Source organism: Aporhodopirellula rubra, assembly GCF_014192335.1.
Classification (GTDB): domain Bacteria; phylum Planctomycetota; class Planctomycetia; order Pirellulales; family Pirellulaceae; genus Rhodopirellula; species Rhodopirellula rubra.
The window spans coordinates 222,564-247,798 of the sequence record NZ_JACHXU010000010.1; the positions used below are offsets into that span (position 1 = coordinate 222,564).

Sequence of the window (25,235 nt, forward strand, 5' to 3'; positions counted from 1 at the left end):
GGCTCCCGTCTCAGTTTTCTTTTGTAATTGACGATTCCGCCGTCTCTGCGTGTTAGTGCGGGCGTCTTGTGTTTTGTCATCTCGGCTGGGCCGTCGATTGCGATTTCTTGGGCTTCGCGACGATTTGGCGTGTCAAGTTCTTCCGGTTGTATCGATGGCGGGGAGGGGCGGGTCGATAGGGGTCGTGGAAGACGCCGCGATCGTTCCCGATATGCTTCCTGGTACGCGCCAGTTTGGCGACATTGGGGTGGATGATTTGCGACCGCTCTGCCTTGGGGGCCGAAGAAACTCCTCGTAGGAAATCTCGTGTTCATAGCAGCACGGTGTTTTGCTGCATTTCCCTTTCCATGGCTTAGCTGCACTCGTGGGTGCGAAAAGGCCCGTGAGCGTTCGAGTCGATTCCCTGAGCTGGGAGTCGACTCGAGCGTAGGGATGTGGAAGCGGTGGAACGATTATGCAGGTGCCTCCCAGCCGTTCGGTACGGCGACAGAAGCCGGGCCGTCGTGTGATCAATCCTCGCCCAAGCAACCTCATCACCGGTCGAAATCGCTCGTTCGCGAATTTCGCAGATAGGTCTATTGCACGAAGCAAACGAAGCGAAGGAGTCGAAAGATGAAGTACAACATTTTGCGAAGCGTCGCGGCGACCCTCTCGATGGGTCTCTGCACGATCGCGTCTGCACAATATGGCCAGGCACCTCAGGGGCCGTACTCGTACGGCGCTCCGCAGCCAGCACAATATTCTCAGCCCGGGCAGTTTTCGCAGCAGGGCCAGTATTCACAGCAGTCGCAGTTCTCACCGAACCAAGCTGTCCCGTCGAGTCAGCTCGGCGTGCCTCGCACTCAGTCGGTGCAGACGTTTGGTAGCTCGAACTATCAAGCTCCCGCGAAATGGAGCAACTTCGGAAGTTCGAACAGCGGCCCGGAACTGTTCCAGCCCGCCTCGACGGGTGGCTACGACAGCGGATTGCCCGCACCTGAGCAAATCCCAACGCCACAACCCAACTACAGCGGTGGCCATCAGCAATACTCGGCCCCTGCAATTCAGCAGCCCGCACCACAATCGCATCCGGCCCCGGTTGCTCAAGGATCGCCCGTTCACATCGGTGCACCTGTCGATGACTCGTACTGCCAGTCGTGTAATCAAACCCCCGTCGAGACACAGTTCTCGCAAGCGGCTTCGCAGCCTTGGGAAGGCACTTCGTACGCCGCGCAGTCTTGCGGTATGCCAGCCGCTGCGCCGGTTCGCCCGCAATTGTTCCCTTGGTTCGGATCGTTCGATCTGTTGTTCCTGAACATGGACAGCAACGACAAGTATCGTAACGTTGTTTCGCGTTACGACGCGACCGACCCAACGCGTCCGTACCTGCCATACATGGGGATCGATTCGATCGACCCTGACTCGGCGCTCGGGTACCAGCTCAACTTTGGTCGTTACTTCGGCTGCGGCCAGTACGGCGTCGGCGTGAGCTACTTCAACTACGATCCAGATGAAGAAGTCTTCACTTCACCGGTGTACGCTCCGCTGTTTACCGCAGCGGGTGGCGGCAACTTGCGTGCGTCGGGGATGCCACAGTACAACGGTGCTACGATGGCATATTGGTTCGACAACGGAACTCAGCCTGGTGACTCCGGTGACGGTTATCAAGAAATCACTGGTGCTGGTTCGCCTTACACTGTCTACGATATCATTGACGGTCGTGCAGGTGCAGCGGCAGCCGCCGGTGGTGACCTCGATGCGGATTTCGACGGTACCACGACTGGGTCAACGGAATCGTACGCGGAAGCGGTCTACTTCCAGGCACGTCGTGACGTCGACATCCAAGGCCTCGAAATCAACCTGTTCAGCTTCGGCCTGATGGGTGCTCAACGTGCGGCGACGATGAACTGCGGCACCAGCCGATTGGGTTCGTTGTTCGGTGGTGGCGGCTACGGCGGATGCGGCGGTTACGGTGGATACAACCAGTGCAACGACCCGTGTGGTCAAGCCTGCCAGCCTTGCCGTCCCGCTCGTGGGTTCGGTGGAGCAGGCGGACCGCTCGTGCGTCCTTGCACCGGCAAAGTCCAAATTGTCACGAGCCACGGTTTGCGTTGGTTCCAAGTTAAAGACACCATCGATTTTGCCTACGATATCGACGGACGGGCTGGATTCACCATGCACGACTTGCATGATTTCACCTCGACCGAAAACGACCTGTTGGGTTATCAATTCGGCAGTCGCCTGACGTACTGCTTGGCCAGCCGCGTGAACCTGAACGTGGGCGGCAAGTTCGGTCTGTACGGCAACCAAGCTGAATTCCGTCATCGCTTGGGAACCCAAGAGAACGTGGCTCAGCTCGGTGCGATGCCTGGTTTGGATATCGATTATCACACCAAAGAGACCGTGCTCTCGACCCTCGGCGAGTTCGACCTCGGCCTCGGCGTTCGCGTCATCGACGGACTGTCGGTTCGTGGTGGCTATCGCGTGATGGGCGTGACCGGTTTGGCTATGGCCGACAACTACTCGCGTGACTACAGTTCGTCCGCATCGGCCAGTGCCCTGCACGCCGACTCGAGCCTGTTGTTGCACGGTGCCTACGTTGGTGCTGACTTCAACTTCTAAGGAAGTCTTGTGTGGCGGGGTCGGGTAACCGGCCCCGCTGACTAAAACAGCTTTGTCGTGAATGTGGTCTCTGATCCAGACCGCTCGACAAAGCCATCGCCAGCCGACCTGTCCGGGACGCGTCTGGCGGTAGAAAATGAACCCCAGTGTTTTCGAGAGAAAGCTCTGGGGTTTTTTCGTGCAATCTGGTATCACCGCTCCAATGCCAGCACGTCGGTAACCGGATACCCCATTGGAAACCTCGCTTCACCAGCAACTGAAATCGCATTACGCCGCAACACCCGATCAAATCGAGGTGGCGATGGGTGCGTATCGGATTGATGTGGTTCGCGGCGAAGAATTGATCGAGATTCAGTGCGCGTCGTTGTCAGCGATTCGTCGCAAGGTCTGTGATCTTCTGAAGCGTCATGACGTTCGGATCGTCAAACCGTCGGTCGCGCGCACCCGGATCTGTAAACGCGAACGCAAGGGTGGCGAGCCTGTTTCGCGGCGATTGAGTCCCAAACGCGGACATCCTCATGAAATGTTTGAGGAGTTAATCTATCTGCGCGACATATTTCCCCATCCACGCTTAACCTTGGAAATCCCAATCGTGGACGTGAACCAATATCGATTGGTCACCAAGAAAAAGCGTCGTCGCCGACGCGATCCGGGCTACATCGTCGAAGACACCGAGTTGACACAGGTGCATGATTCGATCGAACTGCGAGAAGCCGTCGATCTATGGCGATTATTGGCGGATCCGCAGGAAGCCACCGCGTCGGATTCCGCTGCGTTGATCCCCTCGCATTTAGTCGACGTTGAGTTCAATACGCTCGACCTCGCCGGCGCGATCGGCTGTGCCCGTTGGATCGCTCAGCGGATCGCGTACGTAATGCGGCACGCTGGGGCGATTGAGTCGACATCGCGAGACAAAACGGGCGTTCGCTATCGAGCGGCCGCGTAGCCGCTCGCCGGCCTTGGTTCATGAAAATGCTGGCGCAAAGTCGGGCGGCTGGGGCCCGATTCGGGGCGAATTTTGCAGCTGATTTTGTGACGGTGGTAGGGGTTTAGGCGGAGGGGAATTCGGGTGTCACCCGAGGAATCACGACGCATGGCGTAACCCGTTACGATACGGGGGTTTAGAGGGACTCTCAGGCTGAGGTGCGAGCGATAATGCCACGAAATTTGTGTGGCAATTTTGTTGATATCTTGGCTGGCGGGCTGGGTTGGTCAATTTGCTGCCATTTCACTCTTGTGGTGACGTGCTCGGCATTGGTAGGTACGACACGCAAAGGTTTCTCATCGGTCGCAAAACCAGAAAAGTTGCCTTCGCGCTCCGCGTCCACCACTCACAAGGAACCGCTCGGCGATGCCTTTTCCCGTTGCCTTTCCGCCGTCACCGCCAATGACGAGCCACACGCCGATAACGCGTTCGGTATCGACGCACCGTCCCTGCACGACGGTGTCTCGTGTCGCCGTGATATTTGCACGATTATTGCCTGTCCTGATTTGCTTGCTGTCGTCGGTTGCTTTCGCCCAAATGGGTGGAGGAATGGGCGGCGGTGGTATGGGAGGTGGCGGTGCTCAGGCTCCCGAGGCAGAAGTAAAGACAAAGTTTCGCGATCACATTCACGCACGAGCGGGCATGACGTTCCGTCGCGAACGCGGTGATGCCGTCGTCGCGTCGGTTCGCATCATTGGAAACCGTACGGTATCCGCCGCGGATATCTTTTCGGAATTGCAGACCCGCAAGGGGCGGTTCTACGACAGCGAAACGGTGCTGGCGGACGTTCGGCGTTTGAACGATCTAGGGTCATTCGATCAGGTCACTTTTGAAGTGCAGCCCGTTGGGCCGAACTCGACGATCGATGATGACGTTCAGCCTTCGAATCCCAACGCCGAGCTAACGCCCAGTGTGGTGGTCACGTTCTACGTTCACGAACGCCCCATGGTTGGCAGGGTGGTGTTCCATGGTAATCGTGCCCTCAACGACCGAGAGCTTTCCGGCCGAGCAGGTGTCGCCGCAGGTGATCCTCTGAGCGAATTTTCGGTCGAGTCGGGGCGTCGGCGTTTGCTCGACTACTATCAAGAAGAGGGGTTCAACCAAGCCGCAGTGTCGGCAACGATCACGGGAGCCGAGGGTGGTGCCGCCGCAGGCGTTTCTGCGACTGACTTGCCACCGGGCACGGTGATCTATCGCATCAATGAAGGTCCGCTCGAGCGAATCGCGGACATTCAAATTGAAGGCAGCACGATCGTTACGGAAGCTCGGCTGAAGAAGATCATTCGTAGCCGAGGCCCGATGGCGGGTGTGCTCAGCTACATGGGCAATAAAGCCAATATGAAGATGATCGACGAAGACGTTAATTTGCTCTCGTCCTACTATCACACGCTCGGTTTCTTGACCGCGACCGTTGGGCGGAGATTCGAATATGACGAATCGGGCAAGTGGGTGACGGTTGTCTTTGTGGTCAAGGAAGGCCCACGCTTTACCGTCGGTGACGTTCAGATTGTGGGTAACGAATTTATTACCGAAGAATCGCTGCGGGCCCGGCTCGAACTCCACGTCGGCGACATGTTTGACGGAACGATCATGCGTCGTGACGTCGGCGAAATCGTCTACGGGTACGGAGAGCTCGGTTTTATCTACGCAGAGGTCAAACCCAAAACCATCATGCGTGACGAGAACGGTGTCGCTGACATCGTTTACGAAATTATCGAAGGCGATCGATGGAAAGTCGGTCGGATTTTGGTCAACATCGACGGCGAGCCGCACCTGATGCGTGAAACCACCATGTTGAATTTGGTGGACATGAGAGAAGGTGACTGGATCGACCGGCGCACGTTGGAATTGAGCCGGCGTCGGATTGAACGTAGCCAATTGCTAGAAACTAACCCGGCTATCGCCGAAGCACCCGATATTAAAGTTGTGCCGAAGGAGGATGCTTTGCGATGATCGACGTCATGAAATTCCCAAAGAAGAATATTACCGTGAAACGTGCCGTCGCTCTGCTCACCGTTGTTCATCTCAGTGCGACGACTTTGTTTGCACCGGTAGACGCGTTCGCTCAGCAACCGCCATCGGCGTATTCAGTACCGCAGCCCGCGCCACAGTACGGCGGGTCCACGTACGGAGCGCCGTCAACGACACCGCCTAGTTTTGCCGGTCCCGGTTACAACACCGCGCCTGCACCACAAGCGACACCCAATACGTATGGTGGCGATGTTTACTCGCAACCGCCGGCGTTCAACCCAACGTATTCTGATCCTCCCGTGAATTACCCTCCCGTTGCTCCGTACCCGCCAATGGTGATGGGCCCGGAAGTGCGTGAGGCGGACTTGATCATCCAAGGCTATCCGGCACGAACCGGTCGCGTCATGTTCGGCGGTGCCGTCAACAGTGATGCCGGTGTGACGGGCCAAGTGACGATCGACGAGCGTAACTTTGATATCTCGCGTTGGCCGACGTCATTCCAGGATCTGTTCAGCGGTACGGCGTTTCGTGGTGCGGGGCAAACGTTCCGTCTCGAAGCTGTTCCAGGGAGTCAGTTCCAGCGATACACGGCCCAGTTCGCTGACCCGAACTTGCTCGGCTATTTGCCGATCAGCATGTCGGTCAGTGGATTCTACTACGACCGTCGGTTCGACGATTGGGACGAAGGTCGTTTAGGTGGTCGATTGTCATTCGGATATCGTATCACGCCTGACCTTTCGGTTTCGGCCGGGATCACCGGACAGAACGTGGAGATTTCGGAAGCTGCCGACCCGTCGCTGCCACAGATCGCCGAAGTGCTAGGCGACAACACGCTTTACAGTGGTGTGTTTTCGTTGATCCACGACACGCGAAACAGCCCGTTGCAACCCAGCGAGGGGCATTACATCAAAGCCAGTTATGAGCAAGCGTTCGGTGATTTTGATTATGGTCGCTTCGAAGGCGAGTATCGTAAATATTGGTTGATGAGAGAACGTGCTGACGGATCTGGAAAGCAGACGCTGTCGTTTGGGACTCAAGTAGGAATCAGCGGCGAAGACACGCCTCTCTTTGAAAACTTCTTCGCCGGTGGTTATGCCACGATTCGCGGTTTCGATTTCCGGGGTGCGTCTCCGGTCGTGCCAACAGCGGCAGGGTTGATCGAAGTTGGCGGACGATTCCAGTGGCTCAACTCGGTCGAGTACATGTTCCCGTTAACTGCTGACGATGCATTTCGTGGAGTCGCGTTTGTCGACTTCGGTACCGTGGAGGAGGATATCGAAATCAGCGAAGAGAACTTCCGCGTCGCCCCAGGTTTCGGATTCCGCGTCGCAATTCCAATGCTGGGGCCAGCCCCGCTCGCGTTCGACTTTGCATTCCCAGTCATGAAGTCCGAATTCGACGACGAGCGAATGTTCAGCTTCTACATGAGTGCCGCCCGCTAACGCGGCTTCACCATTGCTATAATGATCCAACGAGTGGTCTTCAAATTGGAGGCTGACTCGTTGAATGGCAGGTCAACGATCGGACAAATTTTGAATTGGGAACGGTCTGCGATCAAGATGCCCGTATAGGCTGAGACGCGACTCCAGGTTAGGCAGCGGGGGCGATGGATCTGCTAACCAATGGACGTCCGCCGCGAAAGGTTCTACCGCCGCTTGGGTACCGGATCTCGCTCGGTTGCTGACCGCATGAAGGGGGGCGGGGTGAACTTGCTCTTCAATCAGGCATGCCAAATCGAATCTGATGCTTCAGCGCAGCGCAGACGTCGCACGCGCTTGACGAGCGAGTGGCTCGTGTCATTCCTGTCTGGCGTTTCTGTTCGAGACGTCTGGTCGGGGCGTCTGGTCAATGCCTCTGCTCGCTATCCAGGTGCGGTGCGTTACATTTCCTGCATGACAACGGCGATCCAGTCGGTCGAGTAGGTTTCAAAACCGGGCGCCTTGGCGTATCCGATGCAATACGTTCGACCGCGATACTGATCGATAAAGAAGCCTTTGCCCCCTGATCTGATTGTTTCCCACCGAGGAAGTGTTCCGTGCAATGGGTCCGTTCCTGATCGGCAAGCCAACGCATTGCCATCCGTATCGAGGATGTACGCGATCGTCTTGCTTTGTTCGTTTTCAGCGATCGGCAAGTCATCGAGAACAGGTTTCGCAAGGCCGTCCCAGTTGAAGATTGCACCGAGTACTCCCACTGTCGGCATCGTTGCCATACCCTGTTCCCGTACCGAACACGAATAGACCAACGAATGTTGCTGAGCAACCAGTTCGGATGCGTGGGCTGATTCGAATCCGAATTCGTTGCCCGTGGAATGGCTTATCGCTTGCGAGTACCAATCGGACGCGGAAACATTGCAGCCAATGGAATCAAATTGGGATTTGCGCCCGTTTGCGGAGACAATCCCATTTCGATTGCAAATTACGAGGTCGAAATAAACGGTATACGCATCGAGAATGACGCCGAGTCGCTGGGACGCGTACTCAAGACTTTGTTTTGTTGGCTCAGACAATGCGTCGACAACGCTGTTGTCGGTTGCCCACCACCGGACGTCACATGTCCGCTCATATAGGTTTCGATCAATGAGGTCGACGCAGTTAAGGGCGAGGTCAGAGAGGCGTACACCTCGAATGCTGGTTTCGATGATCCGCATCAATTGATCCACTCTGGATTTTGTGATGCTCGCCATCTCCTCGGCGACTGCTCCGGTCTTTTGCGAGAGCGTTTGGATTTCTTGAGCGACGACCCCGAATGCAGCACCATGTGCTCCTGCCCGTGATGCTTCGATCCGGGCGTTCAGCGACAGCAGTTTGGTACGGGCGTTGATCGTATCGATCTCATCGATAGCAACTCCGACGGCTCGGGCCAGGTCTTGGATTAACGTCGTTAACTTTTCGTTGCTGTTGGATTGCGAGTCGTCAGCTAAGTCAGGCTGCGAGGTTTTTTCATTCGAAGGACATAATACGGAAGCGGTGGAAATCGACGCGGACATCTCTTTAACTTTTCTAGGGGCATAGAAATTTCTGTTTTATTATTTGACAGATCAAATGAGCCGTTTCCGCCTAGAAAGCTCGGTAATCGATCAAACGAATATAAGACGCTGTGAGCGACAAGGACTGTAGATTTGCGGTCGTCAGCGGCGAATCAATCAGCGGGAATCGAATTGTGTGGAATAAATGCATCAACCACGGCGTAACTTGAGCGTTTATGCATCAGCATGCTCAACCGAGCCCGCGTACACGGATGATTGCCCGCCGCGACTCAGGATGGAGCGTGGTCGCTTTCGTTGCGAATATTGAGCGGCGCTTTGGAGCTGCTGCCGATACCGGTTTAACGCGACGCAATTGGGCGAGTCTCCTTCATCTCGGTCGGCGCCCAGCGAAGTGTCCTCGTCATTGCCGTAGCAATCGAGCGAGTTCTTTCCCCCAAGCAAATCTGACTCGTCGAATCTGGTGGATGTAGATGGAAGATCAACGTAGGTGGCCGATCAGTTCCGCCTCTTCGTGCCCGGAAACACGTACGAAGACGTCGTTTCCGCTGAAGTTCACACCGCTACGATCGGTGGTCAAGAAGAGACAATTTCTCAACACCAAAGTCACGTTCACGATCAATGCAAGTTTGAATCTTCCGCCGCATCACAGGGGCTCTATCTAAACGTTGTTGTTTCATTCTGCACCTCGGTGTGCAGAAATGTTTTCGACGCTACGGCGGGCACGTTAACGAACTTCTGAACAGAATGGCACTGCGTTGCTTGGGTAGTGGAAGGGGGCGTCCCGTTATCGCGTTCAAAACGGGAGTCATCTAATTTTTTAAAGAGCCGCTCTCTATTTGGCGGTAGCTCCTGGGTATTGCTTCAACCTGGACGAATTCGAAAGGCGGGTGATCGTTATCGATCCGTAGTAATGCTGCTTGGTCGCAGGCTGAGGTCAGATACACTTGGATGGGGCGGAACGTGGGGCGGGTACTCGTTGCGGATTGGTCGCAGGCTGAGGTCAGATACACTCCGGTGATGCGAGCGACAGCGAACAGAGTCGGTTGCGGATTGGTCGCAGGCTGAGGTCAGATACACTATTGCTTCATGTAGCTTATGCAATGGATCGGTTGCGGATTGGTCGCAGGCTGAGGTCAGATACACTACCAGCCACGGACTGGTCGGAGGTCGATCCGTTGCGGATTGGTCGCAGGCTGAGGTCAGATACACTCGAGTCGCACCATGATGTCGTTGGAATCGGTTGCGGATTGGTCGCAGGCTGAGGTCAGATACACTTCGGCCGTCCCGCTGCGATGCGAGCATGCGTTGCGGATTGGTCGCAGGCTGAGGTCAGATACACTTTGAGATCGACACCCAGAGCTTCAAATTCTGTTGCGGATTGGTCGCAGGCTGAGGTCAGATACACTCGGTGAAGCGTTTTCTAAATGCGTCTTCGTGTTGCGGATTGGTCGCAGGCTGAGGTCAGATACACTTGCTCGCGATGGTAGGCACCCATGATCTTGGTTGCGGATTGGTCGCAGGCTGAGGTCAGATACACTCGTCGAGGGAATCTTTATACGGGGCGTGAAGTTGCGGATTGGTCGCAGGCTGAGGTCAGATACACTGGTGATGATCGCATGCCGAATCCCCGCAGCGTTGCGGATTGGTCGCAGGCTGAGGTCAGATACACTACCCGGTCAGTCGTGTCGAGTAGTCCATTGGTTGCGGATTGGTCGCAGGCTGAGGTCAGATACACTCGTTGGAACGATATTCGGGTAGATCGCTCTGTTGCGGATTGGTCGCAGGCTGAGGTCAGATACACTTGAGCGTTCCGGATTCGTTGAGTGTGCAGAGTTGCGGATTGGTCGCAGGCTGAGGTCAGATACACTCCAGTATGTGCCGACGATCACGCTGTCTAAGTTGCGGATTGGTCGCAGGCTGAGGTCAGATACACTTCCTTCAGCGTGGTACCGGCGGCGGCACCCGTTGCGGATTGGTCGCAGGCTGAGGTCAGATACACTGAATTCTTCTTTCCGATTTCGCCCAATTCAGTTGCGGATTGGTCGCAGGCTGAGGTCAGATACACTTGTAACCAATCAATTGATTATTGTCGTAGGGTTGCGGATTGGTCGCAGGCTGAGGTCAGATACACTCATGACAAAGCCCAGCCGCGCAGGGCTACAGTTGCGGATTGGTCGCAGGCTGAGGTCAGATACACTACCTCTTCTGTAACACCTTTTTGTAAAACGATTTACGGATTTTTCGGGTTTAGAAAAATTCAAGTTGTTGAGGTGTCGATTCGGGTGGCTGACGTTTTTGGCCCCAAAAAATCTTCATTGCTTCGAACTGCTTGTCTGTCATTTCGAAAATGCGGACTTCGCCGGCGTTGGGTAACCAGCGTTCGATTCTAGCAATATGCACATTCGCAATCTCTTTGCTCGGCGATGGGCGAGCGTAGACACTGTACTGCAACTTGAAAAAGCCGTCACGTAGTAGTTCCTTGCGGAACGACGCGTAGGCTTTTCGTGCTTTTGGCGTGTCGACCGGTAGGTCAAACATGACAATCGTCCACATGCTTCGATATCCACTCAGTTCCACGACGATGCCCTTTTTGGGTAATCCAACGTTTTCGTTTCACCTCTCAAACATGCGCCAAACTGGTTCACGTAGCGGTGCACCACAACGTTCAGCGGGCCGTGCTCACCATCAAATTCGGTCGTTGAGTCGAGTAAACCAAGTAATTGTGTTTTCGATTCCCGATCGATCTCACGATGACCAGCCAAGAACAGGTTTCGGACGCAACCGTCGATGAGTGGTCGTAGCGGCTCGATCAAGTCATCGGACAAACAGAATGGATTGCCACGATGGTGGTGATGGATGCCGATTGCAGGAGTGTAGCCAGCGGAGACGATCGCACGCGAAATTAGTGCGCGGACAATTGCATAACCATAGTTGAGCAACCCATTGAATTCGTCGCCGTCATGGTCGCGTCGAAATGCAAATTCCTTGGGAAGCCACGCCTGCCAGAATAGCTTCGCTGCTCTCGCTTCAACGTTCGTAGGATCTCCCGAACGAACCTGATTGACTAAGACTCGCAACCTCTTTCCGGCATCTGATTTGTCGAGCACCTTGGACGCTTCCAGAATCTTTCCGCGGATCAGTTGCTGCCAAATGCGTTTCTTAGTTGGCAGTGTCGCTTCGATCTGTTCTCGGGTGCGTTGCACGATTTGGCAGTGGCTTCCTAATGGGATTAAAACGCCAGCGGGTTGGTGATCGTGACCGCAGATAACGACACTGCCACCTTGCACCACAATGTCTCGCAGGACCGCGTGCGTGTATGTCGTTTGCGGATGATCCACGACGACCGTACCAACGTCCTCGCATGGCACACTGCCAATCAGTTCGCCGTCGCGTGAGAGTGTGACTTGCCCGTGACGCATCGACAGATGCGTTGGCTGAGAGCTGATTTCAATGGTGCGTTTTAGCACGTCGACACCTTTAGGAACGGTGATACATGCCGTCCCTGGGTGAATACTCAGACGCCTAGAATAGTTCAACTAGCGCGGACTTGCACTGGCTGTCGATATAAATGTTTTTACTTTGCGATCGATGCCTACAAATTACTTATGAAACCGGTGTCCCAAATCGCGAAGATGCTGAACTCTTATTCTCCCGATGCCATTGCCCGCATGACAGCCGAAAGGTCGGCGGCGAGATGTTCCTTCTTGCATTTCCGCAGACGCTCTCTCATCCATGTCCAGGATCCGTAACAGCGACGCCCTCTCCTTTTCTCTGCGTTGCGAGATTTTCTTGCAGCAATGGCTTCGCGGGCGATTGCGACCACCTCTGCATCGAGCTCATCGAGGTCAACGGTTCTCGGCTCGTGTGGTTCAACAACGGTAATCTGCCCGATCGGTGACACCGATATTTTTACTGGAGTGTCGTATCCCGGAGGGGCAAGAGATTGCATCTTTGACGGTGGATAGGGAAGCGTACGGCGTTTTGTGCCTTCAGTAACCAATCCGCTTTCATTCTTCTCACCTACTGATCGGCGTGCATCCCAGTGTGCACACAAAAATACGCGATTCGATTCGGAATCGAGTTTCGTTACAACAAAATATCCCGGTTGATCCGTCTCCTTGTCTCTCATGTACACCGTCTCGCCAATTGCCAACGACATTACGTAGGTGCCCCGATCATCATCGCAGCTGCGATCAACTGGATCGACGCCCAGTTTCTTCGCTCGGTGCGCTGCTTCGTACATGGAAACCACGGTGCCAACCCATTTTCCACGCAGATTTCGGCGAATTTCTAGATGATGATTGTTGCCGCTGAGATGGGCACGGGGCGACGTTGGCTTGTTCTTTGAGTCCAGCTGGGTCCATTGCATCATTTCGTAGTCGAATTCGCGTCGGGACATTACAACAGGTCCGTTCATCGTTCGCAGCAATCGAAATGACTTAATTGGAACTCCTGATTCTTGTCGAAATGGACCAAAGGGCTCTGCAAGCATCTTCTTCAAATCACTCTTGGTGAAACTGTCCGCATCCCGAGGGATACCAAGTTTCTCGGCTCGTTCCGTGATCTGTTTTCGCAGGACCCTTCGCAAACCGATGTCTCGAATTAACCCGCTCTTTTCAGGTGATGGATCGCCCATCCGAGGTTGGTAGCCGCGCCCTTCGACGACGTTTTTCGCCCGAGCTTTCGCATCCTTGGCGGATAGCTTGCGATCAGCCTGCTGATACCGTTTTGCCAGTCGCGCAATCGCATCATTAGGCTTCTCGGCAACCTGCATTCGTAGGTGCTTGGGGGTGAGATCACCAATGGCTTTTTTAGCGATGAAAGTGTTCTCTTGTTGGGCAACTGGTCCGAAAAGACTTTCTTCGTGCAGTTGCCCTGAAAGCTTGCGGCCAACAGCACGATGAGAGACCACGAGTGGCGTGTTGCTCGATTCGTCTGCGCCGGTTGGATAGATCAGTGATATTACCTGCTGTCTGAAAGACTGAACGTCACCCCAGGGTGGCGGCAGCGGTTTTCGACGCAATTGCTTTGGTCGCTGACCAGTACGACGGGCCCGAGTCCAGGCATCGTTGTGGTCATTAACGTCCTTCGCCATTTTCTGCAGGCGTGATTCACTGGTGAGGGCGATGATAACCGCATCGATCGCGTGCTCTCGATGATCCCCACGGTTCTTCGCGTCCCGACGTTCTTGTTCGTCCGGTCCAAGTGGAAGCTCATGTGGGGCCGCTTGACGATAGAGTTGCCAGTCGCGACGAAGCCGGGCGGTGTGCCCACCGCGTGTCACGAAAATTCTCCGCCGTCCGCCTTCCAAATGGCCTGGTTCCTCGGGCCACAGCGCCGCTTCTAGATACTCCTGGACCTCCCGAGCGGCATAGGCGGTGTCAGAGAGCTGGCTGCCTTGCCATTCCTTCGGGACCTTGTCGGCCGATAGATTTCGCCACTTCTTGGTGTAGTCTCGAACCTCAAAGTAGTCGCCCTTGGCTGGTCGAGCGTTCTCAAAGAATCGCATGGGTTTAATCCGTTCATCGAACTGATCATCCCACCATTCTCGCAGTGTTCGATTGCCCTTGTCTCGGTTGCTGTCGATGTAGCAAAGGACTTTGTTGTTCATCGAATTGTCGCCACATCGACTGTAGGGAACGATATGATCTACTTCTAAATTGGTGCCCAGAGCCGCCTGTCGTGGCGTGATGCTGCGCCCCGAATAACCACACATTCCGTTGTCATCATCCAGGATGGATTCGAGCGAATAGGCGCAGACGCCTCGCTGCTGTAAGCACAGAAGAACTCGAGTCTCGGCTGCTTTGATTTGGTTTGTCGTCAGCGAATCAAACTTAGCACCCCATGCGGGACGAATGATGGATTCGCGAATTTGGCGTCTGATTTGATCTCGGTTTCGGTTGCGGGCCAGCATTCGATCATTGACGATCGCGGGCTTAGTTGCCTCCCGTGCGAACTCGATCACTATGCGATCTGGCCGACGTCCGTCGTGTTTTTTTAAATAAGCGATGATGTGACGTCGGACTTCGTAGATCGCTTTCCGCACAACCGGGTTGGACAATACCGGCGGCAGCGGCAGATATTCCTCGGGGTGTTTCTTGAGATAGTGCCGGGCGGCGGAGTTCAATCGGCCACGACCCAATCGATAACGTTTTCGCTGTTCGTCCGTTGGTGGTTTTCCAGTTGCGGAGTCCGCTGCATGTTCGTCGTCGGCAAACGCACATCTCGCTTCATTTTGCGTTCGCCAGTGACCATCACTATCACGCTGTTCCATGTACGGCAACAAGTTTCGAATGGCCCTGCGTGAGAGTTTGAGGCGGTTCTCAAGCTTTGGACGTGTTCGCCAGCCTTCGATGACGGCATCAATGCCTTGTTGGCTAAGTTTTAGATGAACGAGTTTATTGCGAAGTCGAGCTTCGTCGTCAGGTTCGGCTGGATCGAACCGCAGGATGGCTTTGTTCAACTTCGCAAGCTGAACGGTGGAAGATAACAAATCCGTGTGCCCTGCTTGCTCAAGTGGCAATGCGATGGCGCATGCGAACCAGTCCGTGTTCGGTGGACGCTGTTCATCTCGCTCCAGGTTGAGCACAAAGTCATCTGTACTGAAATTTGACTTCTTCAGGCTTTTTGTGTCAATTTTCAATGCTTGGCGGACTGTTGAAATTGTTGCGGTCTTTTGCTTGCCTAACCTCTCAACAATTGCGGCATGTTCATCCTGCGATAGCGGTTGGAATTCCGTTTCACCTGGTCGTTGAATGCGAATATTGTTGACATATTCGATGACCCGAAAGCGAGATGCGTAGCAATCGGCCAAGGGAGCGACACGATCGGAAGGTTCCAAGTCACATCGGCCCAGTGTGCCAACGTCCCAATATGTTTTCCGTTGACCGAACATCAAGCCGCGATGCCGCCAGGTTTCGTCACGTGTCGGATCGTCGAGTGCGAGTCGGACTTCGTCGGTCAGCAGAGTCGCAAGCTCTCCGCCCCGTTCTTTTTGCTTTTCCCACAAGATACGGAACTCATCACGAATCATCTCACGATCGGCGTGATACAAAAACTCGCCCGTTGAGTTGCGTATCTTGTTCTGATACTTAACGACATGATTGTTTGCGTTTCGCTTTGGCTTGCCGTCCTGGTCATTCACTGCGACAGCTTGCTCCTCAGCAATATCAGCGATTAATTGCCCAAAGGTGTGGCAACCGCGCGCAAGCATCTTCTTTCGAGTCTCGTCGATCGCCTCTTTGATTGGACCATCACTATCGTTTGCTGGTTTGGCGTCTTCTTCGACGACCGGACGCAAACCCGCTGCACCACGACGCTGAGCAAGATGCAACAAAACGCGGCCGAATTGATGTGGAGTCAGCGATTCAGTTAATCCGAGGCGACGCACTTGCCACGGATCTTGGCGAAACAGCGCTTCAGCGGATTCACGATCACGGGGAAGCAGTCCGACTTCAATTAAGAACTTTCGCAAGTTTCGCTTGCGTTGACTGCGTCGGGCGATATTACGGCGTGCGGATCGTTTCTGGCGTCGATCTTGATTCTTGGGAGCTCCTCGTCCCTTATCTGAATCTTCAACGCCGGCAGGAAAAACACTGCAACCAACTTCGATTTCTTGCTTGTCTTCGTCTACCCAAGCGCTACCGACTGAATTGGAACCAATGTCCAGACCGATAGTGACGCCCCGCTTCATTTCTTTGCCTGCGATTTATTAAATAGATTTGGTTTCTTTATGGAGTGCTCATTTATAGCATGTTTTCAGGCTGGTTGGGTTGTCGTGAAAGCTCGATAGAGGTATTATTTTCGCAGTGTATCTGACCTCGGCCTGCTGCTTTTTCGCAACAAGTAATTCACTTGTTGAAAATACGCAGGCACCGCCTTCGGGCGACCAAAGCCAGCACATGCTAGTCATGTCCTGGCTTTTTTTGTGACCATTCTGCGTTGGTGCTCACTGGCTACTGGGAGCACATGGGACTGTGTCGGGTTCCAAGAGCATCGGCACCGAGTGCGAAGGTTTGATGCACAGCAGACCGTATGTAGTTAACGGTTCGTGCTTACCCCCAATTGAGCCAATCATTCAAAAACAAAACTGCCGCTCGCGATCTGACGTGCACGCGAGCGAGCCGCCTCGAATCCCTCGATAGCACATCAATTGTGAAGTATCGCGGAATACACCGGTACGCAGACCTGCAGGGATTTTTTGTTTGTATATGGCGTCATTGCATTTCGATCAGTCCCACGGTGTCGAGTTGATAGTTCGTGTAGGTTTTGAAGTCGCCGCGATTCCAGAGGATGACTCGGCGGTTGTCGTCGCGCAGCACGACGGGTCTGATATTTCGCACCGGTGAGTTTTTCGTTATTGGCTGCCACTCAATCGATCCGACCGTGTCTTTGGATGTGATCTTGGCACGATAAATCTCATGCCGCCCGCCGAGATCTTCGCCGGTTGTCGGGTTCACATCGGTGGAGATCACGACGACGGTCGGGTCAACCGGATCCAGTGTGATCAGTCCCGTGTAGCTGGACTCACGGTCGTAGAGGCATTTTCCGCCATAGGCGACTTCACGATCGATCCATTGACTGCCGTTCCACGATGCGATTCGGTAGCGATGATCAGTATTGCTGTTGTAGACGGTGTATCCGATGTGAGGATGCCCCGACTCGTCGACTTCGATCGAACTGGTCCATGCGGCACCAATGGCACTTAAGTTCGCACCTCGGCCGGGGGTGCCGGTTCCTTGGTAAACCAGTCCCGTCTCGCTCGGTCGCAGTGGTCCGTCGGTGCTGAGGTTTTTGATCAACGTGTTGTCGGCGGCATAGAAGTTTCCGTCGCGGAATTGGAAGTAGTAGATGCTGTTACCGAAGTCGCGAGGGTGCGCGTCGGTGATCGCAACATGAATGGTGTCTCGGCCGTTGCCAGCGTACCGGGCGTAGGGCCGATGGCGTCCTCCGACTTCGCTCTTGAAGAAATGCACTGGATCGCTCCATGTTTCGCCGTGATCATTCGACGTAACAAAAGTCGGGTCAAAGTTGATTCCGCGGAAGAAAAGATAGAGGTCGTTTTCGTTTTTCAACTCGTGAAGGTTCATGTACGTGACGTTGTCCCGTGGGTTGGACATCACACGTTCGTGTCGAACTTCGTCGGTCCATTCGAGCGGGTTGCCGGGTTGGGAGTACCGCGAATGATGAAGTCGATCCCGGTTGTGTCTCGCGTAGACCGTCAGCACACGCCCATCGGGGCAGACATGAAACACGGGGGAGTTGTGATCGTCTCGATCGAACTTCGGATGCACGGTCACGGTTCCGAGCGGTTGGTCGCGATTGAGGTCGTAGACGCCGACCAAGGCGGGACCGGCACCGTTGCCTGATACTGAACCGATAAAGATCTTGCCTTCGTGCAATATTGCCCGCGGGTCTTGGTACCAGCACCATCCGCCTTCGGTCATGAAGACCGTGAAATCGTGTGGGTCGTCCTCGCGGTTGTACGCGGCAGATTCTTCGCCGAAGACGGGTGCCGTCATCAGAAACAAGAGAGTTAAGACGTGGGGAGTTTTCATCGTGATGACGGAGCAAGGGAGGCGGGAATTCGGCGATCGTTCATTGGTAGTGTACGTAACTTAATCATTGGCAACGCGACAGTCGATCTTCCCCAGGCGTGGGGCGTTGTCGCATGTGCGTTGGAGGCGAAGCGAGTGCGTTGTCTGTCAATCCCCGCTGACTTCGGCGGGGAAGGACAGTCCAATGCTCCGAATCACTCTCCGTTCCACCGACAACTCGCATGAAATCTGACCGACTGACTCACGGCCGCCAACCAAGCCCGCGTTTCGCTAACTTTCCATTCGATCCATCGGCCCTGCCGTTCTTTTATGGAACGGTGGTGTTGGTGTGTGGGACGTTGGGAGTGTTGGCCAGTGCGCCGGGGCAAACGGTGGGTGTGTCCGTGTTCACAGACTTCCTGATTGAAGCCCACGCGTTGTCTCGCAGTTGGATCAGTTTTGCGTATCTCGCCGGTACGATCGGCAGCGCGTTGTTGATCAGTCGAGCGGGACGCTATTACGATCGGTTTGGCGGTCGATGGGTTTCGGCGATCTCGGCCGCGATGTTGGCGATTGTCTTGGTGGGAATGAGTTTTTCCGACGTGATCGCGCGAGCGGTGGCATCTGTTTTGCCGGGCGGTTATCGAGATAGTGTCTCGTTTTTTGTTTTAATGCTCGGCTTCTTCGCGATGCGTTTCTTCGGGCAAGGCATGCTGACGTTGTCATCACGCAACATGGTTTTGGAATGGTTTGAGCAACGCCGAGGGATGGCGTTGGCGTTCATTGGGATTTCGATCGCGTTTGGTTTCTCGGCCACGCCTCCCTTTTTCGAGTGGCTGATTCAACGTGGTGGATGGTCGTGGGCGTGGCAGGTGATCGCAACGATCGTCGGGGGATTTTCGTTGTTGGCGTTTTGTTTCGCCCGATCGCGACCTGAGGAGCATGGCATGCTGCCAGACGGGCCGTTTGCAAAAGAGGGGCGAAAGACGCACGCCGAAACACTCAGTGGTCGTCAATTCACGCTCTCCGAAGCCCGGCGCACCTACAGTTTTTGGGTGTTCACGTTCAGTGTCGTGTTGTCCGGTTTATTGTTAACGGCGTTCTCGTTTCATGTCGTCTCGATTTTTGCGGACGCGGGGATGTCGCGCAGTCGAGCGGTTGCGATTTTTGTTCCGGCGGCGTGCGTCAGTGTCGTGGTGGAGTTCGCGGGAAGTTGGTTGAGCGATTTCGTCAAACTGAAATATCTCGCGATGGTCCAGTCGACCGGCAGCCTGATGCTTGCTTTGGGGTTGTCGTTTTTGGACGCGGGCGGTTCGATCGTGTTTGTCGTGGTGGGGATGGGGTTGATGCAAGGAATGTTTGGCATCATCTCCGGGGTAACATGGCCTCGCTTTTTTGGGCGTCTGCACCTCGGTGCCATCTCAGGTTTTTCCACTTCGATCGTGGTCGCCGGAACCGCGGTCGGTCCGTATCTGTTCAGCGTGTCGCACGATCAGGTTGGGAGATATCAGCCCGCGACATTGTTATGCGCGGCCGCCGCGATCGTGCTGATCGGGTTGTCGTGGCGGGCGGATCGTCCCGAATAGTCAGTCGCAGAAAACGGGCGATACCGAAGCGATTCGCTTTCGTAAGATGCTGCCGATACGGCGAGGTCAATTCGCGTCCACTATGACGGCATCGGAACGCGTGCGGTAGAGAAACGCATCGGAGGTAAGCAGCGATACGAGCAACGCCTTCATGCTGCCGTTGGATTCTTTGTAGGCTCGATACGCATCCTGCAAAACAGGAGCGTCGTGGAGCGTTTCGTTTCGTCCCATCCAAAATCGGAAGGCGTGACGAACGAAAACCTGTTCGGCGCGTTCGCTCTCGGCGAGCTTTTGGATCATCTCGATCGCGTTGGCGACTTTGCCGTCGAGTTCCGGATCGCCGGAGTCGATGATTTCGCCGCTCGTGTCGACTGGTTCGCCATATTCCGTTTCTCGGTACAAACCCGCGTGATTATACATTTCAAACGGAAGGCCGAGCGGGTCCATTTTTTGATGGCACGTCCAGCAGTAGTCTTCTCGCGTCACTCGCATTCGTTCGCGGAGAGGCGTACGTGGTTCGTCAGGGAGCATCGCGTCGACGGTAATCGGCACATCGGGAATCGCACCACCGATGAGGCGTTCTTGTATCCAGCGGCCTCGGCGGATCGCATGATTGTCCATCGCGTCGGAGTGCGACACGAGCCAGCTCGGATGAGTCAAGATGCCGAGACGTTCGCCCTCAGGGACGGTCGCCAACGTGCGTTCGGGCTTCATCGAGCCCCGACCAAAACTCCGCCGACTGACGCGAGCGAAAATTGGTGGTCCATTCAGTTCGACTTCCGTGACAGCGTGATTGACTTTGTTTTTTTTGGCCGCTGGTTTCTTTTCCGGCAGCTCTTCGTCGGGGTTCGCTTTCTGTCGTTCTGCACGCGCGATCGCTGCTTTCTTAGCGGCTGCTTTCTCGGCGGCGATGGATGCGGCAATCTCTTCACGTGATCGCTGTTTGCCAAAATAGGTGGTGTCGGCTTTTCCGGCGACAACCTTGTCCGTCGTCAGCAGCTGTCGTAGGACGTCGGTGTCCTCTTGCAGGATCAATTCGATCAAACGATCGGTGCTGGCCGTCGCGTCGAACATTGCGTTGTAGTGAGCGACTCCCTTGTTGTTGACGCCCGTTTCGCCCAACGCTTTGGTGTCTTTGCAGATGTATCCGCCGAGGTCGTAATCGAAGTAGTCGCGAAAAAATCGCAAAATTCGAGGCTTGCGAATACTATCGTCACCGAGCATCCGTACGACTTCACGCTCGACGTCGCTTCGTGTTCGCATGCGACCTTCGACGATCGCACGACGAAGGTCCGCGTCGGGTTTGAGATAGCAGAGGGCATGATTGACGGCCAATCCCAGTTCCCAATCCCGCAGCATGATACGTCCGTGTTTGTCCGGTTTGCCGGCCGCGGCTAACTCGGGTCGGAAGAGTGCGTCGCGATCGAGAAAGATGGATGACAGCCCGAGGACGGAACCGTCTTTCGTGCCGAGCTTTTCGATCGATTGTTCGAGGATCGCCAAATACGCGTTCGATTCCTCGTCACTGGGCGGGCGAAACGTTAACGCCTCGAAGAGGAAGTCGACCGCGGCGCGCATGCGTTCGGCGGTGACGTCGTCATCTTTCATGAGATCATAGACGGGCGTCAGCGGGCGCAGCGTTTTCGTGCTGTACACCAGACTCGTGGGGAGACCACGCAGGTCGCCCTTCATCTTGTCCTCGATCGATTTGGGATCGTCCGTAATTTGGTAGGGCTCGGCGATGCTGAGTGGCCCATCGGCCATGTACCGGATGATGTCGTTGGCGATCCCCATGATTTGGGTCGCTTCGGCGCTGTTGACGGTGTAGAAGTCGGGGTAGTTTTCCAACCCGTGGTTGCGTGCCGACGACAGGACCACGGGCACGCTCTTAACGGACGTGGCGTAGGCAACGGTGCCGCCCTGCCATTTGATGATGCGGTCGGTGCCGAAGTACAGTTTCAGTTCGCCGCCATGGTTAGTCGGGACGACATCGCCGTGCGTTCGGAGTCCGGGTTTGGCGGGATCGAATTCAGGTTCGGTGTTGATCAGTTCGTTCAGTCGCGTGATGTGTTCCTGGGGAGTCACCCGCCAAATGCGAGCAGGCGACGACGTTGGTTCGAGTTTGATTCCCTCGGGCAGCGAACCGAACAGCAATTCATGATCGAGGAAGTTGCCTTTGTTGGGATCGCGATGAGCGTGGAACCCGCCCTTGTCTTGCATCTCCCGCGTGAGTTCACTGACGATCCAATCTGAGAATTTTATTCGCTCGACGACTTCAGGCTGCGTCATGTCCGGCGGCGGCATTTGTTTCAGGCTGACCTGTGCCCACACGCTGGTCCAAACACTCGCGTTGATTGCATCGACGGGACCTAGGCCTTCAAGCGATAGATCGCCTTCGGGATCCGACTCGCCGTGACAGTCGACGCAGTAGTTCGCGAGAAACGGTTCTGCCAACTCCGCGTAGTCTTGGTCGATCGGTTCGCCGGGTATGTAGGTTTCCGCGGTTGCCGGGCGGCCGATACCCAACAACACGATTACGATCGAGACCACGCGTGGGAATTCAAATCGGGAGGACATTCGCATTGTTATGCCAATACTTCTCTAAGCGGTCCGGTGCTGTCGTCGAACTTCTTCGCCATTTTGTCGTCCATGTTGAAGCGATCCACGTTTTGACCGGCGGCTCTCAACAGCGACGTGTAGAGGGCATTGATCGGACGTTTGCCTTCGACGTTGGTGAAGCATCCGCTCTTGAAGGCACCGTCGAAATTGCCCAGCAACATGACCGGCCAATTGGCCCCGTTGGTGTGCTGTTTATCCGCGTTGTTGCTGGTGTAAACGATGACGGTGTTGTCCATCATCGTGCCGCTGCCTTCGGGCACGCTCTCGAGCTTTTCCATGATTCGAACCAACATCCGGCTGTTGTATTGGCGGATCTTAATCCAGATCGGGTTGTCGGGTTGGTCCATGTGCCCCAGATTGTGACCCTGTTGATCAATACCGAGTCCTTTCCACGCGCCGAAGATCTCGCCACGTCCTGAACCGATCGTCAGCGTGTTGGTGACGCCTGATGTGAGCGCCGAGATACCGAGGTCGAGCAAGCAATCATGCCAGTCGGTTTCGAATTCCGGATTGGTGTATCGATCGTCCACCTTCGGTGCGAATTGACGTAAGTGATCCGAAACGGTGTCGAGCCGGTCACGCAGTCCGTTGACTTCTTGGAATCCTTGGACGTATTGGCCGTAGCGTTGTTGGTCCGATGCGGGGAGCGACTGGCCTTTCGCCGCAGCGAGCAATTCGATTTGGCTGAGCACGCTCGATCGGGCTTCGTGTTGCAATCGAATTTCGCCCGTTGAGATACCGCCGTAGAGTATCTGGTACAAGTGATTCGGATTCGAATGCATGAAGATCGGTTGGCCCGCACCACTGGCGGACAACGTCGCGATCGTCGGTTTGGCTTTCATGTTCTCGATCGAGTCCATGCCGATGCACAAATGCGGTAGCAATGTTTGCGGCAGAACCTTGCTCAGTTCATAGTCGATCGTCGAAGCGCTCGGCGGCACACCGTCGCTGCCGCGATACCCACCGAGTGCGCCGAAGAACGCACTGTGCGAGGGACTCGTATGGAGGCCGTGTAGACCGTTGATGATGTGAAGCCGTTCTTTATAGGGCTCCAGTGCACTGATTGGTTCGGGAAGTTTTGCGTTTGCCAACGTGCCGCTGTGTTTCATTCCCTCGGGAATGCACGTCTTGGGATCGAATCCCTGGTTCTGCATGAAGAAGATGACTCGTTTGGGAGTCGTGTTCCCCAAGGGAGACGCGAGAACACGCTCCGAAAGAAGCGGCGCGCCGAACGCGGCACCGGTGCTGGCTGCGAGTCCCCGCAACATTTGTCGACGGCTGAGCATGATCGAACTTTCAACGTGTAAAACGGTCGATTGTTTTGATTCAGAAGACCGGACGGAGGTGCCGGCCAGGCGATGCCGCGGAACGTCACACGACCCGAGGCATCGAGATAGCAGCCTCAAAGCGATGCTGCAGTGTTTTGGTGGGGCAAAGGTTGGAAGGTGGGAGCGTCGATGGTTGCTCGAAGCAATCTTTATAGTCTAACCATCCTGCATGGTGCCGCAACAGAGTTTTTGTTGCCGGATTGCAAGAGGGCTTCGATGAGTCACTTCGGAGTGCTTATCGGAGTCAAGTCGCCCGCTGTTGTGGAATGTCGCCCCGGTTCAATGTTGGCGAATTTGAATGCGTTTTTTGCGGTGAAATGCGATTGTGCGCCGATCGTTCGGATCGTAACGTTTTCGCAATAACGGTCGGGCGGTGCTGAGTCTTTCGATCGATCGTTGGCTTTCGAAACGCATGAATTTGGATGCTGATCTCACGGTGACGATGGCGTGTTGCGCATGGTGGTGTTCCGTGTTGAGTTGACGATCTCGATGAGTTCGGGCCAACGTTCCGCGTCGGCGGGGTGAAGGTTGTCGGGAGAGAACGCGATCCCCGAACCATCTGGGAATTCGACTTGGACGGTGCCGTTGACGAACTCTCGCCGCGTGGCGTCGTGCAATGAACGCTGCCAAGTTTGTCCGGGCAGAAAGCCGTGAATGGCGTCGGATGTGATCCAGCCCCACATGCGGAAAACGTAGGCATCGGGCTGGCTGCGATGGATCTCGTGTCGAAAGAACCAGTAGGCGAGGCCTTGAGTCCCTGCCATGAAAGCAATCGCGACTTCAATTCCGTAGAACCACCAGAGGCCGACCGAGTTCGCCCAGCTTGCAGTCATGATTCCGTTGTAGATTTTGACGCGGCGAGCTTCGCGGGGCGAGAGTGGCGGTTTTACGGGAACGAACGACTGATAGCGGATTGCGTGCGTGGGGGCTTCGTCCCAGTCGGGCACGACTTCGGCAATGGCGGGCTCGGTCGCGTTCTTTCGATAACGACGGACCTTTGACGCAATGGCATGGGCGGGGCAATTGATGATGCACATTGCCGGAATCGCGATTGTCGTCGGTACGCCTTTGGACCAACCCAAACGAATGCCCTTGGGTGTCACGGCAACATCGGAGAAGGTCGCCCACGAAATTTGGTAATCGCGTTCGCCTGAATCGGATCGATAGGTCAGACCGAATTCATCGAGGCGTCCGTTGAGCGGGCCAATGATGCCTGGATGTGTTTTGGTGAGACGTCGGCCACGTTGCTTTCCAGAGCACCACCAATTCACTAGCGTTAGCGTTGCGAGAGTTACCACACCGAGACCGAGCATCCCCAACGCCTCGGTGGTCTTGTTGAGATTCGCGACCCCAAACACAATCGGCAGCACACCCGCGCTCAATGCCCCGATCACACTGGCAATTTGCAGAATGCGAATGATCAACGGGGTTCCGATCAACGCGACGAGGTCATCAAAACTGACGTGACCGTTCAGTTCGATGGTTTCTTCGTTGCCCGTGTCCGCGGTTTGGTCGATGAACGATGGCGGCTGGTACGGGTTCGTCGCATCGGCCATGGCGGGGAATCGGTAGCGGTAAGATCGATCTACGGCGCGTCGCCGGGATATTGGAACCCGAACG

General features: G+C 55.3%; 13 protein-coding genes and 1 CRISPR repeat array. Of the genes, 5 read left to right on the plus strand and 8 right to left on the minus strand.

What is annotated here, in order from left to right; translation table 11 throughout:
- Positions 1-612 precede the first annotated feature (612 nt).
- The 4 genes from FHS27_RS15270 (at position 613) to FHS27_RS15285 (ending at position 6,999) form a co-directional block, all read left to right on the plus strand.
- The gene (locus FHS27_RS15270; RefSeq protein ID WP_184305767.1) at positions 613-2,601 is read left to right on the plus strand and encodes a hypothetical protein; all 1,989 of its coding nucleotides are present in this window, start codon (positions 613-615) and stop codon (positions 2,599-2,601) included.
- Between the two features lie 232 nt (positions 2,602-2,833).
- Complete coding sequence (locus tag FHS27_RS15275) at positions 2,834-3,547, plus strand: hypothetical protein (protein ID WP_184305768.1); 714 nt, start codon at positions 2,834-2,836, stop codon at positions 3,545-3,547.
- 405 nt (positions 3,548-3,952) lie between these two features.
- Positions 3,953-5,539: a BamA/OMP85 family outer membrane protein gene (locus FHS27_RS15280; RefSeq protein ID WP_184305769.1), complete on the plus strand. Its 1,587-nt coding sequence runs from the start codon at positions 3,953-3,955 to the stop codon at positions 5,537-5,539.
- Positions 5,536-6,999: a BamA/OMP85 family outer membrane protein gene (locus tag FHS27_RS15285; protein WP_184305770.1), complete on the plus strand. Its 1,464-nt coding sequence runs from the start codon at positions 5,536-5,538 to the stop codon at positions 6,997-6,999. Before FHS27_RS15280 ends, FHS27_RS15285 begins: the two co-directional genes overlap by 4 nt.
- A gap of 437 nt (positions 7,000-7,436) precedes the next feature.
- Here the strand turns inward: FHS27_RS15285 and FHS27_RS15290 are convergent, their stop codons facing one another.
- The 5 genes from FHS27_RS15290 to FHS27_RS15310 form a co-directional block, all read right to left on the minus strand.
- Positions 7,437-8,546, minus strand: coding sequence for a methyl-accepting chemotaxis protein (locus FHS27_RS15290; RefSeq protein WP_184305771.1), 1,110 nt, complete (start codon positions 8,544-8,546; stop codon positions 7,437-7,439).
- A 909-nt stretch (positions 8,547-9,455) separates the two neighbouring features.
- Positions 9,456-10,744: direct repeats of the CRISPR family, unit length 36 nt; unit sequence GTTGCGGATTGGTCGCAGGCTGAGGTCAGATACACT.
- 49 nt (positions 10,745-10,793) lie between these two features.
- A complete protein-coding gene (gene cas2, locus FHS27_RS15295) occupies positions 10,794-11,099 on the minus strand; it encodes a CRISPR-associated endonuclease Cas2 (protein WP_184305772.1) in 306 nt (101 codons plus the stop codon).
- Positions 11,100-11,113: 14 nt separating this feature from the next.
- Positions 11,114-12,013: a type II CRISPR-associated endonuclease Cas1 gene (cas1, locus tag FHS27_RS15300; RefSeq protein ID WP_184305773.1), complete on the minus strand. Its 900-nt coding sequence runs from the start codon at positions 12,011-12,013 to the stop codon at positions 11,114-11,116.
- 176 nt (positions 12,014-12,189) lie between these two features.
- On the minus strand, positions 12,190-16,239 hold the full coding sequence (gene cas9 / locus FHS27_RS15305) for a type II CRISPR RNA-guided endonuclease Cas9 (protein ID WP_184305774.1): 4,050 nt from the start codon (positions 16,237-16,239) through the stop codon (positions 12,190-12,192).
- 523 nt (positions 16,240-16,762) lie between these two features.
- A complete protein-coding gene (locus FHS27_RS15310) occupies positions 16,763-18,103 on the minus strand; it encodes a BNR-4 repeat-containing protein (protein WP_246419839.1) in 1,341 nt (446 codons plus the stop codon).
- Between the two features lie 221 nt (positions 18,104-18,324).
- Here FHS27_RS15310 and FHS27_RS15315 point away from each other — a divergent pair, with 221 nt between their 5' ends.
- Positions 18,325-19,668 (plus strand): MFS transporter, encoded by a 1,344-nt coding sequence (locus tag FHS27_RS15315; protein ID WP_184305775.1) that lies wholly within the window; start codon positions 18,325-18,327, stop codon positions 19,666-19,668.
- 66 nt (positions 19,669-19,734) lie between these two features.
- Here the strand turns inward: FHS27_RS15315 and FHS27_RS15320 are convergent, their stop codons facing one another.
- From FHS27_RS15320 to FHS27_RS15330, 3 genes are all read right to left on the minus strand, one after another.
- Positions 19,735-22,245 carry a DUF1588 domain-containing protein gene (locus FHS27_RS15320; protein WP_390853640.1) on the minus strand — a complete coding sequence of 837 codons (2,511 nt, stop codon included), beginning with the start codon at positions 22,243-22,245 and terminating at the stop codon, positions 19,735-19,737.
- An 8-nt stretch (positions 22,246-22,253) separates the two neighbouring features.
- On the minus strand, positions 22,254-23,573 hold the full coding sequence (locus tag FHS27_RS15325; RefSeq protein ID WP_184305776.1) for a DUF1552 domain-containing protein: 1,320 nt from the start codon (positions 23,571-23,573) through the stop codon (positions 22,254-22,256).
- A 473-nt stretch (positions 23,574-24,046) separates the two neighbouring features.
- Positions 24,047-25,171 carry a hypothetical protein gene (locus tag FHS27_RS15330; protein WP_184305777.1) on the minus strand — a complete coding sequence of 375 codons (1,125 nt, stop codon included), beginning with the start codon at positions 25,169-25,171 and terminating at the stop codon, positions 24,047-24,049.
- Between the last annotated feature and the right edge of the window lie 64 nt (positions 25,172-25,235).

Coding starts and splice junctions, on each gene's coding strand:
- FHS27_RS15270 (WP_184305767.1), top strand. CDS start 613: ATGAAGTACAACATTTTGCGAAGCGTCGCGGCGACCCTCTCGATGGGT.
- FHS27_RS15280 (WP_184305769.1), top strand. CDS start 3,953: ATGCCTTTTCCCGTTGCCTTTCCGCCGTCACCGCCAATGACGAGCCAC.
- FHS27_RS15285 (WP_184305770.1), top strand. CDS start 5,536: ATGATCGACGTCATGAAATTCCCAAAGAAGAATATTACCGTGAAACGT.
- FHS27_RS15290 (WP_184305771.1), bottom strand. CDS start 8,546: ATGTCCGCGTCGATTTCCACCGCTTCCGTATTATGTCCTTCGAATGAA.
- cas2 (WP_184305772.1), bottom strand. CDS start 11,099: ATGTGGACGATTGTCATGTTTGACCTACCGGTCGACACGCCAAAAGCA.
- cas9 (WP_184305774.1), bottom strand. CDS start 16,239: ATGAAGCGGGGCGTCACTATCGGTCTGGACATTGGTTCCAATTCAGTC.
- FHS27_RS15310 (WP_246419839.1), bottom strand. CDS start 18,103: ATGAAAACTCCCCACGTCTTAACTCTCTTGTTTCTGATGACGGCACCC.
- FHS27_RS15315 (WP_184305775.1), top strand. CDS start 18,325: ATGAAATCTGACCGACTGACTCACGGCCGCCAACCAAGCCCGCGTTTC.
- FHS27_RS15320 (WP_390853640.1), bottom strand. CDS start 22,245: ATGTCCTCCCGATTTGAATTCCCACGCGTGGTCTCGATCGTAATCGTG.
- FHS27_RS15325 (WP_184305776.1), bottom strand. CDS start 23,573: ATGCTCAGCCGTCGACAAATGTTGCGGGGACTCGCAGCCAGCACCGGT.
- FHS27_RS15330 (WP_184305777.1), bottom strand. CDS start 25,171: ATGGCCGATGCGACGAACCCGTACCAGCCGCCATCGTTCATCGACCAA.